Below are 14,777 nucleotides of genomic sequence, written 5' to 3'. Positions count from 1 at the left end.
TGCTTCCCACTAAACAGCTTTACTTAATAAATCCCTTATAATGGCGTTTCACTAATTGACTCTCAAGCTGTTTCATTGTCTCAAGAGCTACACCGACAACAATTAACAAACTAGTACCGCCGATCTGAGCAGATGATGGTAAGTTTGCAATTTTGATGAACAGAACCGGCAACACAGCAATTAACGCAAGGAATATCGAACCGATTAATGTCAGACGATATAACACTTTCGTTAAATAAGCTTGTGTGCTTTTACCAGGACGGATGCCTGGGATGTAGCCACCTTGCTTTTTCAAGTTCTCTGCTACTTGTTCAGGGTTAACTTGAACAAAAGTATAGAAGTAACAAAAAGCAATGATTAACGCTACATACACTATCATACCAATTGGCTTAGTATAGTCAAATGTATTCTGAATCCACGCCGTTACATCATTTGGACCGAAAAATGATGCAATTGTTGGTGGTGTAATAATAAATGAAACTGCAAAGATAACAGGAATAACCCCAGCTGCATTTACTTTTAACGGCAAATGAGTGGATTGACCTCCAACAGGATTACGACCAGCTGAACCCTTTGCATATTGAATAGGAATTTTTCGTAGCGCTTGTTGGAAGTAAATAACCCCAACAATAATAGCTAAAACTGCAATCGCAATTAAAACTACCGTTACGATACGAATGAATAATTGATCCCCAACGTCTTCAAATTGCTGTGCATAAATTTGATTTAATGTTGTCGGAATACCAGCTGCAATCCCAGCAAAGATAATGATAGAAATACCGTTACCTACGCCTTTTGCAGTAATCTGCTCTCCTAACCACATTAAGAAGGCAGTACCTGCCGTTAACACTGTAGCAATTAGAAGATACGTAGAAATTCCTGGATTAGCGATCAATTGTCCGCCCGAAATATTGTTGAATCCTATAGACATACCTAAAGCCTGGATAAATCCAAGCACAATTGTTCCATAACGAGTTACTTGAGCTAATTTACGGCGCCCAACATCTCCCTGCTTTGACCATTCTGTAAACTTAGGTACAACATCCATCTGTAATAATTGGACGATGATGGATGCTGTAATATAAGGCATAATGCCCATAGCAAGAATGGAGAAGTTTTTTAACGCGCCGCCGCCAAATGTATTCAGAACCCCGAATACATTTAACCCATCTTGCAATTTTAGTACATCCGTATTAACACTAGGTACAGGAATAAATGTACCAATTCGGAAGACAATTAACATTAACAAAGTGAAAAAGATTTTTTGTCTTATTTCACGCACGCGCATTAAATTGGAGATTGTTTGAAACATTAGATCACCTCAACTGTACCGCCAGCAGCTTCGATAGCTTCTTTAGCAGTTGAAGAGAATTTAGCAGCTTTAACAGTTAGCTTAGAGTTTAATGTACCGTTTCCTAGTACTTTAACGCCAGCTTTTGCTTTGCTTACTAAACCAGTTTCGATTAATAATTCTGGTGTTACTTCAGTTCCATCTTCAAAACGGTTAAGAGCTTCTAAATTAACGATCGCGTATTCTTTGCGATTGATATTAGTGAACCCACGTTTTGGAAGACGACGGAATAAAGGAGTTTGACCACCTTCGAAGCCAGGTCTTACGCCACCGCCAGAGCGAGCGTTTTGCCCTTTGTGACCTTTACCTGAAGTCTTTCCGTTACCTGAACCAGTACCACGACCTACACGGTTACGTACTTTACGTGAACCTTCAGCTGGTTTCAATTCATGAAGTTTCATTCCGGAGCACCTCCTTAGAGTGACAATTTATACTTATTGCTCTTTTACTGTAACAAGGTGAGCTACTTTGTTAATCATTCCGCGAATTGCAGGATTATCGTCTTGAACGACAGTTTGATTTAACTTACGTAGGCCAAGTGTACGAACAGTTACACGTTGATCTTCTGGACGACCAATTACGCTACGAGTAAGGGTAATTGCTAGTTTGTTTGCCATTCCATATCCCTCCCTTATCCTAACAGTTCTTCTACAGTCTTGCCACGTAGTTTTGCAACATCTTCAGCACGTTTTAGGTTAGCTAAACCGTTAAGAGTTGCACGTACCATGTTGATTGGAGTGTTTGAACCTAAAGATTTAGATAGAATATCACTTACTCCACCCAATTCTAGTACCGCACGAACTGGGCCACCAGCGATAACTCCTGTACCTTCAGAAGCAGGTTTTAAGAAAATTTGACCTGCACCAAATTGTCCAAGGATTTCGTGTGGAATAGTTGTACCAACCATAGGTACAGTAATTAAGTTTTTCTTCGCATCTTCAATTGCTTTACGGATTGCATCTGGTACCTCTTGTGCTTTACCAGTACCGAATCCAACGTGACCGTTTTTGTCACCAACTACAACTAATGCAGCGAAGCGGAAACGACGTCCACCTTTCACAACTTTAGCTACGCGGTTAACGGTAACAACACGTTCTTCAAGCTCTAATTTATTTGGATCAATACGACGCATGATTTTCCCTCCTTTTACAATTAGAATTGTAATCCAGCTTCACGAGCAGCGTCAGCTAATGCTTTAACACGGCCATGATATAAATAACCGCCACGGTCGAATACTACTTCGTTTACACCTTTTTCTACTGCGCGTTTAGCGACTAATTCGCCAACTTTGATAGCAGCTTCAGTGTTACCAGTGCTTTCTAAAGTCAGGTCTTTATCTAACGTTGAAGCACTTGCGATTGTTACTGAATTTAAATCGTCGATAACTTGTGCGTAAATATGTTGATTAGAACGGAACACGTTTAAACGCGGACGAGTTGCAGTTCCAGATAACTTCGCACGAACACGAGCATGTCTTTTTTTACGAACTTTGTTTTTATCAAGCTTCGTGATCATTTCGGGCACTCCTTTCTTTTACCTAACCGGCATTACTTCTTAGCAGTTTTACCTTCTTTACGACGTACATATTCGCCTTCGTAACGAATACCTTTACCTTTGTAAGGCTCTGGTGGACGAACGTCACGAATATTTGCAGCTAATGCACCTACGCGTTCTTTATCAATACCTTTAATAACGATCTTAGTTTGAGAAGGAACTTCGATTTCGATTCCTGTTTCAGGAGTAATCTCAACTGGGTGAGAGTATCCAACGCTCAATACTAATTTGCTACCAGATTTTTGTGCACGGTAACCTACACCGACTAATTCTAAACCACGTTCGAATCCTTTAGTAACACCTTCAACCATGTTACCTAAAAGGCTACGAGTAGTTCCGTGAAGAGCGCGGTGCTCTTTATTGTCACTAGGACGATTAACAACTAATACGTTGTCTTCAACTTTAATTTCGATTTCAGGGTGGAATGTACGAGTTAATTCACCCTTTGGTCCTTTTACAGTTACAGTGTTGCTCTCGTTCGTAACTGTAACACCTGCTGGAAGTTCTAAAGGCTTTTTACCAACACGTGACATAGTTACACCTCCATTCACATTTAAAACTTATTACCAAACGTACGCTAATACTTCTCCACCAGTTTGCTTTTGACGAGCTTCTTTGTCAGTTAAAACACCTTGAGAAGTAGAAACGATTGCGATACCTAAACCGTTAAGTACACGTGGTACTTCGTTATTTTTTGCATAAACACGTAGACCAGGTTTACTGATACGTTTTAAGCCTGTAATTACACGTTCGTTATTTGAACCGTATTTTAAGAAGATACGGATAATACCTTGTTTGTTGTCTTCGATGTATTCTACATCACGTACGAAACCCTCACGCTTAAGGATTTCTGCAATTTGCTTCTTAATGTTAGAAGCAGGAACTTCAATTTTCTCATGACGAACCATGTTCGCATTGCGGATACGAGTTAGTAAATCTGCAATAGGATCAGTCATTACCATATTAATTTACCTCCTTCCCAAACTTGGGTTTTACCAACTAGCTTTTTTAACACCAGGAATTTGACCTTTATAAGCAAGCTCACGGAAACAAATACGGCAAAGCTTGAATTTACGTAGTACTGAGTGTGGACGTCCACAACGTTCGCAACGTGTATACTCTTGTACTTGGAATTTTTGCTGGCGTTTTTGCTTCGCAATCATTGATTTTTTAGCCACATTTTCGCCTCCTCTGCTTAACGTTGGCAGTTATTACTTCTGGAATGGCATACCGAACTGAGTTAAAAGCTCACGAGCTTCTTCATCAGTGTTTGCTGTTGTAACAATAACGATATCCATACCACGAACTTTAGTTACTTTATCATAATCGATCTCTGGGAAGATCAATTGTTCTTTAACACCTAACGTGTAGTTTCCACGACCATCAAATGCTTTTTTAGATACACCACGGAAATCGCGCACACGTGGAAGTGATACTGATACTAGTTTATCGAAGAATTCGTACATACGCTCGCCGCGTAAAGTAACTTTCGCACCGATTGGCATACCTTCACGAAGACGGAAACCAGCGATAGATTTTTTCGCACGAGTTACAACAGGTTTTTGACCAGTGATTTCAGCTAGTTCTTCAACAGCGTTATCTAAAGCTTTTGAGTTAGAAACAGCATCACCGATACCCATGTTGATTACGATCTTGTCGATTTTTGGCACTTGCATTACAGATTCATAATTAAACTTGCTAACTAGAGCAGGAGTAATCTCTTTTGTAAATTTCTCTTTAAGACGGTTCATGTGAACTAAACCTCCCTTCACATTTCATTAATTATTTATCTAAAGTTTCACCAGATTTTTTTGCTACACGTACCTTTTTGCCATCGATAACTTGGTACCCAACACGAGTTGGCTCACCAGATTTAGGATCCAACGGCATTACGTTTGATACGTGGATAGGTGCCTCTTGGCTAACGATTCCACCTTGTGGATTTACTTGAGAAGGTTTAGAGTGTTTTTTCACAACGTTCACACCTTCAACAAGTACACGGTCTTTCTTTGGGAAAGCTGCAAGTACTTCACCTTGCTTACCTTTGTCTTTACCAGAGATAACCACTACTTTGTCGCCCTTTTTAACATGCATCCTATTCGCACCTCCTTAAAAGGCATTTTGTATTTGTTCTATATATCAATTAGATAACTTCTGGAGCTAATGATACGATCTTCATGAAGTTGTTATCACGTAATTCACGAGCAACTGGTCCGAAGATACGAGTACCACGTGGTCCTTTGTCGTCACGGATGATTACGCAAGCATTTTCGTCGAAACGGATGTAAGAACCGTCAGTACGGCGAACACCACTTTTTGTACGTACAACAACAGCTTTAACAACGTCACCTTTTTTAACAACGCCTCCTGGTGTTGCTTGTTTCACCGTACAAACGATAACATCACCAATGTTTGCTGTCTTGCGACCTGAACCACCAAGTACTTTAATAGTAAGTACCTCACGTGCACCAGAGTTGTCTGCAACTTTTAAACGAGATTCTTGTTGAATCATGTACGAAACCTCCCTTCGGATGAATCATTCTTATCCGATCTATCTTAACTATTAGATGATAACAGCTTTTTCTACAACTTCTACTAGACGGAAACGTTTAGTAGCTGATAACGGACGAGTTTCCATGATCTTCACGATATCGCCTAGTTGAGCTGTATTGTTTTCATCGTGAGCTTTGAATTTCTTTGAGTATTTTACACGCTTGCCATAAAGCGAATGCTTTTTGTAAGTTTCAACAAGAACAGTAACAGTCTTATCCATTTTGTCAGAAACTACGCGGCCAGTGTAAACTTTACGTTGGTTGCGTTCACTCATTCTGAAAGCCTCCTCTCAGACTTAATTATTTATTAGCAGCAATCTCTCTTTCACGAACTACAGTTTTCATACGAGCGATCGATTTGCGCACTTCGCGAATACGAGTAGTATTCTCTAATTGTCCAGTCGCTAATTGGAAACGAAGGTTAAACAACTCTTCTTTTAAAGCCTTAACTTTTTGTTCAATTTCAGCAGTGGTAAGGTCACGAATTTCATTAGCTTTCATTAGAATCACCACCAATTTCTTCACGTTTTACAAACTTACATTTTACAGGTAGCTTATGTGCAGCTAAACGTAAAGCTTCACGTGCAACCTCTTCAGGTACACCTGAAATTTCAAACATTACTTTTCCAGGTTTAACAACTGCTACCCAACCTTCAGGAGCACCTTTACCAGAACCCATTCGGACTTCTAGAGGCTTAGCAGTATAAGGTTTAGAAGGGAAAATTTTAATCCATACTTTACCGCCACGTTTCATGTAACGAGTCATTGCGATACGAGCAGCTTCGATTTGACGGTTTGTAATCCAAGAAGCTTCAGTAGCTTGTAAACCGAATTCACCGAAATGTACTTCCGTACCACCTTTAGCGCGTCCACGCATTTTTCCGCGGTGTTCGCGACGATATTTAACGCGTTTTGGTAATAACATAATTATTTTCCTCCTTCCTCAGTTTTCTTTTTAGTAGGAAGAACCTCTCCACGATAGATCCATACTTTCACACCAAGTTTACCATAAGTAGTATCTGCTTCAGCGTGAGCATAGTCAATATCAGCGCGAAGTGTATGAAGTGGAACTGTACCTTCACTGTAATATTCAGAACGAGCAATATCAGCTCCGCCTAAACGACCAGATACCATTGTTTTGATACCTTGTGCGCCAGCACGCATGCTACGTTGGATAGCTTGCTTTTGAGCACGACGGAATGATACACGGTTCTCAAGTTGGCGAGCGATGTTTTCAGCTACTAGTTTAGCATCTAAATCTGCTCGTTTAATTTCAAGGATGTTAATGTGTACACGCTTGCCTGTTAATTGGTTAAGAGCTTTACGAAGTGATTCTACTTCAGTACCACCTTTACCAATTACCATACCAGGTTTTGCAGTGTGGATCGTTACGTTTAAGCGGTTAGCAGCGCGTTCGATTTCAACTTTAGAAACAGCTGCATCGTTTAAACGTTTAGCGATATATTCACGTACTTTTAAGTCTTCATGTAATAAGTCAGCGTAGTCTTTGCCAGCGAACCATCTTGATTCCCAATCACGGATGACACCGACGCGAAGACCGACCGGATTTACCTTTTGACCCATGAATTATCCCTCCTTCTTTTCTGATACCACGATTGTGATGTGGCTTGTGCGCTTGTTAATTTGGCTTGCACGTCCCATAGCGCGTGGACGGAAACGTTTTAAAGTTGGACCTTCGTTAACAAAAGCGTCAGTAATAACTAAATTGTTAGCGTCCATTTCATAATTGTGTTCTGCATTGGCAATAGCAGATTTTAATACTTTCTCAACGACTGGAGAAGCAGCCTTTGGCGTGTGAAGTAGCACTGCTAGCGCTTCACCCACTTGCTTACCTCGAATTAAATCTACAACTAAACGAACTTTACGAGGAGCAATACGTACTGTTCTCGCGACAGCTTTAGCTTGCATTTAAAAGCCTCCTCTCATATTAGCGTCTTGTTTTCTTATCATCACTTGCGTGACCTTTGTAAGTACGAGATGGTGCGAATTCACCAAGTTTGTGACCTACCATGTCTTCAGTAACATAAACTGGTACATGTTTACGACCGTCATATACAGCAATTGTATGACCAATGAACTGAGGGAAGATAGTTGAACGACGAGACCAAGTTTTTACTACTTGCTTGCTGTCAGTTTCGTTTAACTTCTCAATTTTGTTGATTAAATGGTCATCTACAAAAGGTCCTTTCTTTAAGCTGCGACCCATAAATGAACCTCCCTTCGTGATTGTCCTACGGTTCGTTTGAACCGTAGCTCAATCCCGTTATTTTTTACGACGACGAACGATAAATTTATCGGATTTGTTTTTCTTCTTACGAGTTTTGTAACCAAGTGTTGGTTTACCCCATGGACTCATTGGAGACTTACGTCCGATTGGAGCACGTCCTTCACCACCACCGTGTGGGTGATCGTTAGGGTTCATTACAGAACCACGTACAGTTGGACGGATACCTAACCAACGAGAACGACCGGCTTTACCGATGTTGATTAACTCGTGTTGTTCGTTACCAACTTGACCTACAGTTGCACGACAAGTTGCAAGAATCATGCGTACTTCACCAGAAGTTAAACGTACTAATACGTATTTACCTTCTTTACCAAGTACTTGAGCAGATGTACCTGCAGAACGAACTAATTGTCCACCTTTACCAGGTTTCAATTCGATGTTGTGTACTACTGTACCAACAGGAATGTTAGCTAAAGGAAGCGCGTTACCTACTTTGATGTCAGCTTCAGGACCCGACATAACTTCTAAACCTACTTTTAGGTTTTTAGGAGCAAGGATGTAACGTTTTTCACCATCAGCATAATGAATTAATGCGATGTTAGCTGAACGGTTTGGATCATATTCGATTGTAGCAACGCGTCCAGGTATTCCATCTTTATCGCGTTTAAAATCGATGATACGGTATTGACGCTTGTGCCCACCACCTTGGTGACGAACAGTCAATTTACCTTGGTTGTTACGACCACCTTTTCTCTTGACAGGTGCAAGTAACGATTTTTCTGGTTTGTCAGTAGTAATTTCAGCGAAATCAGAAACTGACATACCACGACGACCATTTGAGGTTGGTTTATACTTTTTAATCGCCATCTCAATTTCCCTCCTTCTCTATTAATCTTAAGCTTCGAAGAATTCGATTTCGTTGCTCTCTTGAGTTAGTGTTACTACCGCTTTACGACGACGGTTAGTAAGACCACTGTAGCGACCTACACGCTTGAATTTACCTTTGTAGTTCATGATGTTTACTTTTTCAACTTTTACGTCAAAGATTTTTTCGATAGCATCTTTAACCTCAGTTTTATTAGCTCTTACATCAACATCAAACGTATATTTTTTCTCAGCCATTAAGTCTGTTGAACGTTCTGTAATTACGGGGCGCTTAATAATATCACGAGGATCTTTCATTATGCAAGCACCTCCTCTACTTTTTCAACTGCGTCTTTAGTGATTACAAGCTTATCATGGTTCATAACGTCTAATACGCTTAAACCATTAGCTGCAACAACTGTTACACCAGGAATATTACGTGCTGAAAGTGCAACATTTTCGTTAAGATCCGCAGTTACTACTAATGCTTTGCGTTCTACTGTTAGGTTTTTAAGAACTGCTACCATTTCTTTTGTTTTTGGAGCGTCAAAAGAAAGAGCTTCAAGAACAACGATGCTGTTATCTTGAGCTTTAGTTGATAATGCAGACTTAATTGCTAAACGACGAACTTTTTTAGGTAATTTGTAGCTATAGCTTCTTGGAACTGGACCAAATACTACGCCACCACCACGCCATTGTGGAGAACGGATAGATCCTTGACGAGCACGACCAGTACCTTTTTGACGCCATGGCTTACGGCCACCGCCTCTTACTTCAGAACGATTTTTAACTTTAGAAGTACCTTGACGTTGAGATGCGCGTTGCATTACGATCGCGTCGAAAAGTACTTTGTTGTTTGGTTCGATACCGAAAACGGCATCTTGAAGTTCGATTTCTCCAACGTTTTCACCGTTTTGGTTAAACAATGCTACTTTTGGCATTGGTTATTCCTCCTTTCTCGAAGAATTATTATTTAGATTTAACTGCAGATTTAACAGTAACTAGAGATTTTCTAGCTCCTGGCACGTTACCTTTTACTAATAAAAGATTGCGTTCTGCGTCAACTTTAACGATTGATAAGTTTTGCACAGTGATGCGCTCTCCACCCATGCGTCCTGGTAATAATTTACCTTTAAATACGCGGTTTGGAGCTACAGGACCCATTGAACCTGGGCGACGGTGGTAGCGAGAACCATGAGACATAGGTCCGCGAGATTGTCCGTGGCGTTTAATAGCACCTTGGAAACCTTTACCTTTTGAGATTCCTGTTACATCAATTACATCGCCTTCTGCGAAAATATCAACCTTGACTTCTTGACCAACTTCATATGCTGAAGCGTCCACACCGCGTAACTCACGGATGAAGCGCTTAGGAGCAGTATTAGCTTTAGTAGCATGTCCTTTTGCAGGTTTGTTAGATAGTTTTTCACGGATATCTTCGAAACCTAATTGGATCGCTTCGTAACCGTCTGTCTCAGCGTTTTTAACTTGAAGAACTACGTTAGCAGAAGCTTCAATTACTGTTACTGGGATCAAGTCACCATTTTCAGCAAATACTTGAGTCATACCGATCTTTCTTCCTAAGATTCCTTTGGCCATTAGTCACACCTCCTAAGTATCTTTTCATTCTTTATTTTAAATTAAAGTTTAATTTCGATATCTACACCAGATGGTAAGTCTAAACGCATTAATGAATCAACAGTTTGTGGTGTTGGATTCACGATATCAATTAAGCGTTTATGCGTGCGCATTTCAAACTGCTCACGAGAATCTTTATATTTGTGTACTGCACGTAGAATTGTATAAATTGATTTTTCAGTCGGTAATGGAATCGGACCAGATACAGCCGCACCAGAACGTTTTGCAGTTTCTACGATTTTCTCAGCAGATTGATCAAGAATTCTGTGATCATATACTTTTAAACGAATGCGAATTTTTTCTTTTGCCATTATTTTCCCTCCTTTTTCGCCTATTTTACAATAGACATTCTCCGCGGAAATTTCCCCACACTCGCCATGGCAAAGCGGCCGGGTGTGTCGGCAACCTTCCGCATCATCGCAGTCAAAGACCAACATTTTTATTATACTAAAAATGGGTTCATATTGCAACAATAAAGTTAAAAAACTTTTTTATGTGTCGCACACTTTTTTCATTATATATAAAAGGAGATCATTTTGCAAGTGTAATAGTAAAAACTATCTTTACCTTTTATCACCAAATAAAAAAGGAGTAGGTTACCCTACTCCCTTTACTGAAACGAGAAATTACTCGCTGATTTTAGCTACAACGCCAGCGCCTACTGTACGTCCACCTTCACGGATTGAGAATTTAGTACCTTCTTCAATCGCGATTGGAGCGATAAGTTCAACAGTCATTTCGATGTTGTCGCCAGGCATTACCATTTCTACGCCTTCAGGTAAGTTACAAATACCAGTTACATCAGTTGTACGGAAGTAGAACTGTGGACGGTAGTTTGTGAAGAATGGAGTGTGACGTCCACCTTCGTCTTTAGAAAGAACGTATACTTCAGCAGTAAATTTAGTGTGTGGAGTGATTGAGCCTGGTTTAGCTAATACTTGTCCACGTTGGATTTCTTCACGTGCTACACCACGAAGTAAAGCACCGATGTTGTCGCCAGCTTCAGCATAGTCAAGAAGCTTACGGAACATTTCTACACCTGTTACAGTAGTAGATTTTGGCTCTTCAGTTAAACCGATGATGTCGATAACGTCACCAACTTTAACTTGTCCACGCTCTACACGACCTGTAGCAACTGTACCACGACCAGTGATTGAGAATACGTCCTCAACTGGCATCATGAATGGTTTTTCAGTGTCACGTTCTGGAGTTGGGATGTACTCATCAACAGCGTCCATAAGCTCGATGATTTTAGCTTCCCAATCAGCTTCGCCTTCAAGAGCTTTAAGAGCAGAACCTTTGATTACTGGTACATCGTCACCAGGGAAGTCGTATTCAGAAAGAAGGTCACGTACTTCCATTTCTACTAATTCAAGTAGCTCTTCGTCGTCTACCATGTCACATTTGTTTAAGAATACAACTAGGTAAGGTACACCTACTTGACGAGAAAGAAGGATGTGCTCACGAGTTTGTGGCATTGGACCATCAGCAGCAGATACTACTAAGATACCGCCATCCATTTGAGCAGCACCAGTGATCATGTTTTTAACATAGTCAGCATGTCCTGGGCAGTCAACGTGTGCATAGTGACGAGTGTCAGTTTCGTACTCAACGTGTGCAGTTGAGATTGTGATTCCACGCTCGCGCTCTTCTGGAGCAGCGTCGATCATGTCGTAAGCCATTGCTGCACCTTTACCACTTTTCTTAGCAAGAACAGTAGTGATAGCAGCTGTTAAAGTTGTTTTACCATGGTCAACGTGACCAATTGTACCGATATTGGCATGTGTTTTTGAACGGTCGAATTTTTCCTTAGCCATTCGAAAATCCTCCTTAAAATTCATGTAGTTTATGTTTTATGAGGCCGTGAAAGGGAATGAACTCCACTTTCACAGCGTACATAAGTAGTTATACTTCAATAAAGAGTGAAAATCAATTATTCACCTTTATTTTTTTTAATAATTTCTTCTGAAATTGATTTAGGAACTTCTTCGTAGTGATCGAAGTGCATAGAATATGTTCCGCGACCTTGAGTGTTTGAACGTAATGCAGTTGCATAACCAAACATTTCAGAAAGTGGAACGAATGCACGTACAACTTGAGCGTTACCGCGTGCTTCCATACCTTCTACACGTCCACGACGAGACGTAATGTCACCCATGATATCTCCTAAGTATTCGTCAGGGATAACAACTTCAACCTTCATCATTGGTTCAAGGATAGCTGGGCTACATTTTGATACTGCGTTTTTAAGAGCCATAGAAGCGGCAATTTTAAACGCCATCTCACTTGAGTCAACGTCATGGTAAGATCCATCAACTAAAGCAGCTTTGATATCGATTAATGGATAACCAGCAACAACACCGTTTTGTAATGCATCTTCAAGACCAGCTTGAACTGCAGGGATGTATTCACGTGGAACTACACCACCAACGATTTTGTTCTCAAATTCAAAGCCTTTTCCTTCTTCGTTAGGTTCGAACTCAATCCAAACGTGACCGAATTGTCCACGACCACCAGATTGACGAGCGAATTTACCTTCAACTTTCGCACCAGCGCGGAAAGTTTCACGGTAAGCTACTTGAGGAGCACCAACGTTTGCTTCTACTTTGAATTCGCGACGCATACGGTCAACGATGATATCAAGGTGAAGCTCACCCATACCAGAGATGATGATTTGACCAGTCTCTGTATTAGTTTCCGCACGGAAAGTTGGATCTTCTTCTTGTAACTTTTGAAGAGCTGTAGTCATTTTATCTTGGTCAGCTTTTGATTTTGGCTCAACAGATAAAGAGATAACTGGCTCTGGGAATTCCATAGACTCAAGAATTACAAGACTCTTTTCGTCACATAGAGTATCACCAGTAGAAGTATCTTTTAATCCTACAGCTGCCGCGATATCTCCAGCGTATACTTCAGAAATCTCTTCACGAGAGTTAGCATGCATTTGTAGGATACGACCTACACGCTCACGCTTACCTTTTGTAGAGTTTTTGATGTATGAACCAGAGCTTAGTACACCAGAGTACACACGGAAGAATGTTAATTTACCAACATAAGGGTCCGTCATAACTTTGAACGCTAATGCTGAGAAAGGAGCGTTGTCGCTAGACTCACGCGTAACTTCTTCTTCTGTGTCAGGTACGATACCTTGGATTGATGGTACATCTACTGGAGACGGTAGGTAATCAATTACTGCATCTAGCATTAATTGTACACCTTTGTTTTTGAATGCTGAACCACAGATAACTGGGTAGAATTCAACGTCACAAGTACCTTTACGGATACCAGCTTTTAGTTCTTCAACTGTAAGCTCGCCTTCGTCTAAGTACTTCATCATTAATTCTTCGTCAAGTTCTGCAACAGCTTCTACTAAGCTTGCACGGTATTCTTCAGCTTGCTCTTTGTATTCCTCAGGAATTTCACGAGACTCTGAACGAGTACCTAAGTCATCTTCGTAGAAGTATGCTTTCATTTCCACTAGGTCAATGATTGCTTCGAACTCATCTTCAGCACCAATTGGCAACTGAATTGGGTGAGCATTTGCACCTAAACGATCGTGGATCGTTTTTACAGAGTACAAGAAGTCAGCACCAATTTTGTCCATTTTGTTAACGAATACGACACGGGGAACACCGTACGTAGTCGCTTGACGCCATACTGTTTCTGTTTGAGGCTCAACACCAGATTGAGCATCAAGAACTGCCACAGCGCCATCAAGTACACGTAATGAACGCTCAACTTCAACAGTGAAGTCTACGTGTCCAGGAGTATCGATGATGTTAACGCGGTGACCTTTCCAAGCAGCAGTTGTCGCAGCAGACGTGATAGTGATACCACGTTCTTGCTCTTGCTCCATCCAGTCCATTTGTGAAGCTCCTTCATGAGTTTCACCAATTTTATGGATACGGCCAGTATAATAAAGAACACGCTCAGTTGTTGTTGTTTTACCAGCATCAATGTGAGCCATGATTCCAATATTACGAGTGTTTTCTAAGGAGAACTCTCTTGCCATCTTAGGTATTTCTCCTTCCATATTATAATTTGTTTTTTAAAAAGTTTCGTTAAAAGATTACCAACGGTAATGAGCAAATGCTTTGTTAGCTTCTGCCATTTTGTGAGTATCTTCACGTTTCTTAACTGCAGCACCAGTGTTGTTAGCTGCATCAAGGATTTCGTTAGCTAAACGCTCTTCCATCGTTTTTTCTCCACGAAGACGAGCATAGTTTACTAACCAACGAAGACCTAAAGTAGTACGACGCTCTGGACGTACTTCTACAGGAACTTGGTAGTTAGAACCCCCTACACGGCGTGCTCTAACTTCTAGTACAGGCATGATGTTTTTAAGAGCTTGGTCGAATACTTCCATAGCTTCTTTACCACTGCGCTCTTGTACTAAATCGAATGCTCTATAAAGAATAGCTTGTGACTTACCGCGCTTTCCATCAAGCATCATTTTGTTGATTAAGCGAGATACAAGCTTAGAATTGTAAATCGGATCTGGTAATACGTCTCTTTTTGCAACAGGTCCCTTACGTGGCATTCTACTTCCTCCTTTCACTTTTAAAAGTTT

The 14,777-nt window shown here is 40.7% G+C and carries 25 protein-coding genes; all 25 read right to left on the bottom strand.

Going from position 1 to position 14,777, the window contains the following annotated elements; translation table 11 throughout:
* Positions 1-19 precede the first annotated feature (19 nt).
* The 25 genes from secY to rpsG all read right to left on the bottom strand — a co-directional run bounded on the left by secY (position 20) and on the right by rpsG (position 14,747).
* Positions 20-1,312, bottom strand: coding sequence for a preprotein translocase subunit SecY (gene secY, locus BG04_RS12215; protein WP_013081376.1), 1,293 nt, complete (start codon positions 1,310-1,312; stop codon positions 20-22).
* Positions 1,312-1,752 (bottom strand): 50S ribosomal protein L15, encoded by a 441-nt coding sequence (rplO, locus tag BG04_RS12210; protein ID WP_013054946.1) that lies wholly within the window; start codon positions 1,750-1,752, stop codon positions 1,312-1,314. Before rplO ends, secY begins: the two co-directional genes overlap by 1 nt.
* 33 nt (positions 1,753-1,785) lie before the next feature.
* Positions 1,786-1,968, bottom strand: coding sequence for a 50S ribosomal protein L30 (gene rpmD / locus BG04_RS12205; RefSeq protein WP_013054945.1), 183 nt, complete (start codon positions 1,966-1,968; stop codon positions 1,786-1,788).
* A 14-nt stretch (positions 1,969-1,982) separates the two neighbouring features.
* Positions 1,983-2,483: a 30S ribosomal protein S5 gene (rpsE, locus tag BG04_RS12200; RefSeq protein ID WP_013054944.1), complete on the bottom strand. Its 501-nt coding sequence runs from the start codon at positions 2,481-2,483 to the stop codon at positions 1,983-1,985.
* 20 nt (positions 2,484-2,503) lie between these two features.
* The gene (gene rplR, locus BG04_RS12195) at positions 2,504-2,866 is read right to left on the bottom strand and encodes a 50S ribosomal protein L18 (protein ID WP_013054943.1); all 363 of its coding nucleotides are present in this window, start codon (positions 2,864-2,866) and stop codon (positions 2,504-2,506) included.
* A 32-nt stretch (positions 2,867-2,898) separates the two neighbouring features.
* Positions 2,899-3,438, bottom strand: coding sequence for a 50S ribosomal protein L6 (rplF, locus tag BG04_RS12190; protein ID WP_013054942.1), 540 nt, complete (start codon positions 3,436-3,438; stop codon positions 2,899-2,901).
* A gap of 30 nt (positions 3,439-3,468) precedes the next feature.
* Positions 3,469-3,867, bottom strand: coding sequence for a 30S ribosomal protein S8 (gene rpsH / locus BG04_RS12185; RefSeq protein ID WP_013081375.1), 399 nt, complete (start codon positions 3,865-3,867; stop codon positions 3,469-3,471).
* Positions 3,868-3,897: 30 nt separating this feature from the next.
* Complete coding sequence (locus BG04_RS12180; RefSeq protein ID WP_013054940.1) at positions 3,898-4,083, bottom strand: type Z 30S ribosomal protein S14; 186 nt, start codon at positions 4,081-4,083, stop codon at positions 3,898-3,900.
* 33 nt (positions 4,084-4,116) lie between these two features.
* Positions 4,117-4,656, bottom strand: coding sequence for a 50S ribosomal protein L5 (rplE, locus tag BG04_RS12175; RefSeq protein WP_013054939.1), 540 nt, complete (start codon positions 4,654-4,656; stop codon positions 4,117-4,119).
* A gap of 31 nt (positions 4,657-4,687) precedes the next feature.
* Complete coding sequence (gene rplX / locus BG04_RS12170; protein ID WP_013054938.1) at positions 4,688-4,999, bottom strand: 50S ribosomal protein L24; 312 nt, start codon at positions 4,997-4,999, stop codon at positions 4,688-4,690.
* A gap of 49 nt (positions 5,000-5,048) precedes the next feature.
* On the bottom strand, positions 5,049-5,417 hold the full coding sequence (gene rplN, locus BG04_RS12165; RefSeq protein ID WP_013054937.1) for a 50S ribosomal protein L14: 369 nt from the start codon (positions 5,415-5,417) through the stop codon (positions 5,049-5,051).
* A gap of 51 nt (positions 5,418-5,468) precedes the next feature.
* A complete protein-coding gene (gene rpsQ, locus BG04_RS12160) occupies positions 5,469-5,732 on the bottom strand; it encodes a 30S ribosomal protein S17 (RefSeq protein ID WP_013054936.1) in 264 nt (87 codons plus the stop codon).
* 25 nt (positions 5,733-5,757) lie between these two features.
* A complete protein-coding gene (gene rpmC, locus BG04_RS12155) occupies positions 5,758-5,958 on the bottom strand; it encodes a 50S ribosomal protein L29 (protein WP_013054935.1) in 201 nt (66 codons plus the stop codon).
* The gene (gene rplP / locus BG04_RS12150; RefSeq protein WP_034654907.1) at positions 5,948-6,382 is read right to left on the bottom strand and encodes a 50S ribosomal protein L16; all 435 of its coding nucleotides are present in this window, start codon (positions 6,380-6,382) and stop codon (positions 5,948-5,950) included. The genes rpmC and rplP overlap by 11 nt, the downstream gene beginning before the upstream one ends.
* A 2-nt stretch (positions 6,383-6,384) precedes the next feature.
* On the bottom strand, positions 6,385-7,041 hold the full coding sequence (gene rpsC / locus BG04_RS12145; RefSeq protein WP_013054933.1) for a 30S ribosomal protein S3: 657 nt from the start codon (positions 7,039-7,041) through the stop codon (positions 6,385-6,387).
* A 3-nt stretch (positions 7,042-7,044) separates the two neighbouring features.
* Complete coding sequence (gene rplV / locus BG04_RS12140) at positions 7,045-7,386, bottom strand: 50S ribosomal protein L22 (RefSeq protein ID WP_013054932.1); 342 nt, start codon at positions 7,384-7,386, stop codon at positions 7,045-7,047.
* 19 nt (positions 7,387-7,405) lie between these two features.
* Positions 7,406-7,684: a 30S ribosomal protein S19 gene (gene rpsS, locus BG04_RS12135; protein ID WP_013054931.1), complete on the bottom strand. Its 279-nt coding sequence runs from the start codon at positions 7,682-7,684 to the stop codon at positions 7,406-7,408.
* Between the two features lie 57 nt (positions 7,685-7,741).
* A complete protein-coding gene (gene rplB, locus BG04_RS12130; protein ID WP_013054930.1) occupies positions 7,742-8,572 on the bottom strand; it encodes a 50S ribosomal protein L2 in 831 nt (276 codons plus the stop codon).
* Between the two features lie 27 nt (positions 8,573-8,599).
* A complete protein-coding gene (gene rplW / locus BG04_RS12125; protein WP_013054929.1) occupies positions 8,600-8,887 on the bottom strand; it encodes a 50S ribosomal protein L23 in 288 nt (95 codons plus the stop codon).
* Positions 8,887-9,510, bottom strand: coding sequence for a 50S ribosomal protein L4 (rplD, locus tag BG04_RS12120; protein ID WP_013081372.1), 624 nt, complete (start codon positions 9,508-9,510; stop codon positions 8,887-8,889). Before rplD ends, rplW begins: the two co-directional genes overlap by 1 nt.
* 28 nt (positions 9,511-9,538) lie before the next feature.
* Positions 9,539-10,168: a 50S ribosomal protein L3 gene (gene rplC / locus BG04_RS12115; protein ID WP_013054927.1), complete on the bottom strand. Its 630-nt coding sequence runs from the start codon at positions 10,166-10,168 to the stop codon at positions 9,539-9,541.
* A gap of 41 nt (positions 10,169-10,209) precedes the next feature.
* The gene (rpsJ, locus tag BG04_RS12110) at positions 10,210-10,518 is read right to left on the bottom strand and encodes a 30S ribosomal protein S10 (protein WP_034654908.1); all 309 of its coding nucleotides are present in this window, start codon (positions 10,516-10,518) and stop codon (positions 10,210-10,212) included.
* 315 nt (positions 10,519-10,833) lie between these two features.
* Positions 10,834-12,024: an elongation factor Tu gene (gene tuf, locus BG04_RS12105; RefSeq protein WP_013081371.1), complete on the bottom strand. Its 1,191-nt coding sequence runs from the start codon at positions 12,022-12,024 to the stop codon at positions 10,834-10,836.
* A gap of 116 nt (positions 12,025-12,140) precedes the next feature.
* The gene (fusA, locus tag BG04_RS12100; RefSeq protein WP_034654909.1) at positions 12,141-14,219 is read right to left on the bottom strand and encodes an elongation factor G; all 2,079 of its coding nucleotides are present in this window, start codon (positions 14,217-14,219) and stop codon (positions 12,141-12,143) included.
* 57 nt (positions 14,220-14,276) lie between these two features.
* Positions 14,277-14,747 carry a 30S ribosomal protein S7 gene (gene rpsG / locus BG04_RS12095; protein ID WP_013054923.1) on the bottom strand — a complete coding sequence of 157 codons (471 nt, stop codon included), beginning with the start codon at positions 14,745-14,747 and terminating at the stop codon, positions 14,277-14,279.
* Positions 14,748-14,777: the final 30 nt, after the last annotated feature.

Origin of the sequence: Priestia megaterium NBRC 15308 = ATCC 14581, from assembly GCF_000832985.1 — a bacterium.
Taxonomy (GTDB): Bacteria; Bacillota; Bacilli; order Bacillales; family Bacillaceae_H; genus Priestia; species Priestia megaterium.
This window is presented reverse-complemented; position numbering and strand designations above follow the sequence as displayed.

Bases quoted from the DNA above. Each gene is read 5' to 3' on its own strand.
- secY (WP_013081376.1), bottom strand. From the start codon at position 1,312: ATGTTTCAAACAATCTCCAATTTAATGCGCGTGCGTGAAATAAGACAA.
- rplO (WP_013054946.1), bottom strand. From the start codon at position 1,752: ATGAAACTTCATGAATTGAAACCAGCTGAAGGTTCACGTAAAGTACGT.
- rpmD (WP_013054945.1), bottom strand. From the start codon at position 1,968: ATGGCAAACAAACTAGCAATTACCCTTACTCGTAGCGTAATTGGTCGT.
- rpsE (WP_013054944.1), bottom strand. From the start codon at position 2,483: ATGCGTCGTATTGATCCAAATAAATTAGAGCTTGAAGAACGTGTTGTT.
- rplR (WP_013054943.1), bottom strand. From the start codon at position 2,866: ATGATCACGAAGCTTGATAAAAACAAAGTTCGTAAAAAAAGACATGCT.
- rplF (WP_013054942.1), bottom strand. From the start codon at position 3,438: ATGTCACGTGTTGGTAAAAAGCCTTTAGAACTTCCAGCAGGTGTTACA.
- rpsH (WP_013081375.1), bottom strand. From the start codon at position 3,867: ATGGTAATGACTGATCCTATTGCAGATTTACTAACTCGTATCCGCAAT.
- rplE (WP_013054939.1), bottom strand. From the start codon at position 4,656: ATGAACCGTCTTAAAGAGAAATTTACAAAAGAGATTACTCCTGCTCTA.
- rplX (WP_013054938.1), bottom strand. From the start codon at position 4,999: ATGCATGTTAAAAAGGGCGACAAAGTAGTGGTTATCTCTGGTAAAGAC.
- rplN (WP_013054937.1), bottom strand. From the start codon at position 5,417: ATGATTCAACAAGAATCTCGTTTAAAAGTTGCAGACAACTCTGGTGCA.
- rpsQ (WP_013054936.1), bottom strand. From the start codon at position 5,732: ATGAGTGAACGCAACCAACGTAAAGTTTACACTGGCCGCGTAGTTTCT.
- rpmC (WP_013054935.1), bottom strand. From the start codon at position 5,958: ATGAAAGCTAATGAAATTCGTGACCTTACCACTGCTGAAATTGAACAA.
- rplP (WP_034654907.1), bottom strand. From the start codon at position 6,382: ATGTTATTACCAAAACGCGTTAAATATCGTCGCGAACACCGCGGAAAA.
- rpsC (WP_013054933.1), bottom strand. From the start codon at position 7,041: ATGGGTCAAAAGGTAAATCCGGTCGGTCTTCGCGTCGGTGTCATCCGT.
- rplV (WP_013054932.1), bottom strand. From the start codon at position 7,386: ATGCAAGCTAAAGCTGTCGCGAGAACAGTACGTATTGCTCCTCGTAAA.
- rpsS (WP_013054931.1), bottom strand. From the start codon at position 7,684: ATGGGTCGCAGCTTAAAGAAAGGACCTTTTGTAGATGACCATTTAATC.
- rplB (WP_013054930.1), bottom strand. From the start codon at position 8,572: ATGGCGATTAAAAAGTATAAACCAACCTCAAATGGTCGTCGTGGTATG.
- rplW (WP_013054929.1), bottom strand. From the start codon at position 8,887: ATGAAAGATCCTCGTGATATTATTAAGCGCCCCGTAATTACAGAACGT.
- rplD (WP_013081372.1), bottom strand. From the start codon at position 9,510: ATGCCAAAAGTAGCATTGTTTAACCAAAACGGTGAAAACGTTGGAGAA.
- rplC (WP_013054927.1), bottom strand. From the start codon at position 10,168: ATGGCCAAAGGAATCTTAGGAAGAAAGATCGGTATGACTCAAGTATTT.
- rpsJ (WP_034654908.1), bottom strand. From the start codon at position 10,518: ATGGCAAAAGAAAAAATTCGCATTCGTTTAAAAGTATATGATCACAGA.
- tuf (WP_013081371.1), bottom strand. From the start codon at position 12,024: ATGGCTAAGGAAAAATTCGACCGTTCAAAAACACATGCCAATATCGGT.
- fusA (WP_034654909.1), bottom strand. From the start codon at position 14,219: ATGGCAAGAGAGTTCTCCTTAGAAAACACTCGTAATATTGGAATCATG.
- rpsG (WP_013054923.1), bottom strand. From the start codon at position 14,747: ATGCCACGTAAGGGACCTGTTGCAAAAAGAGACGTATTACCAGATCCG.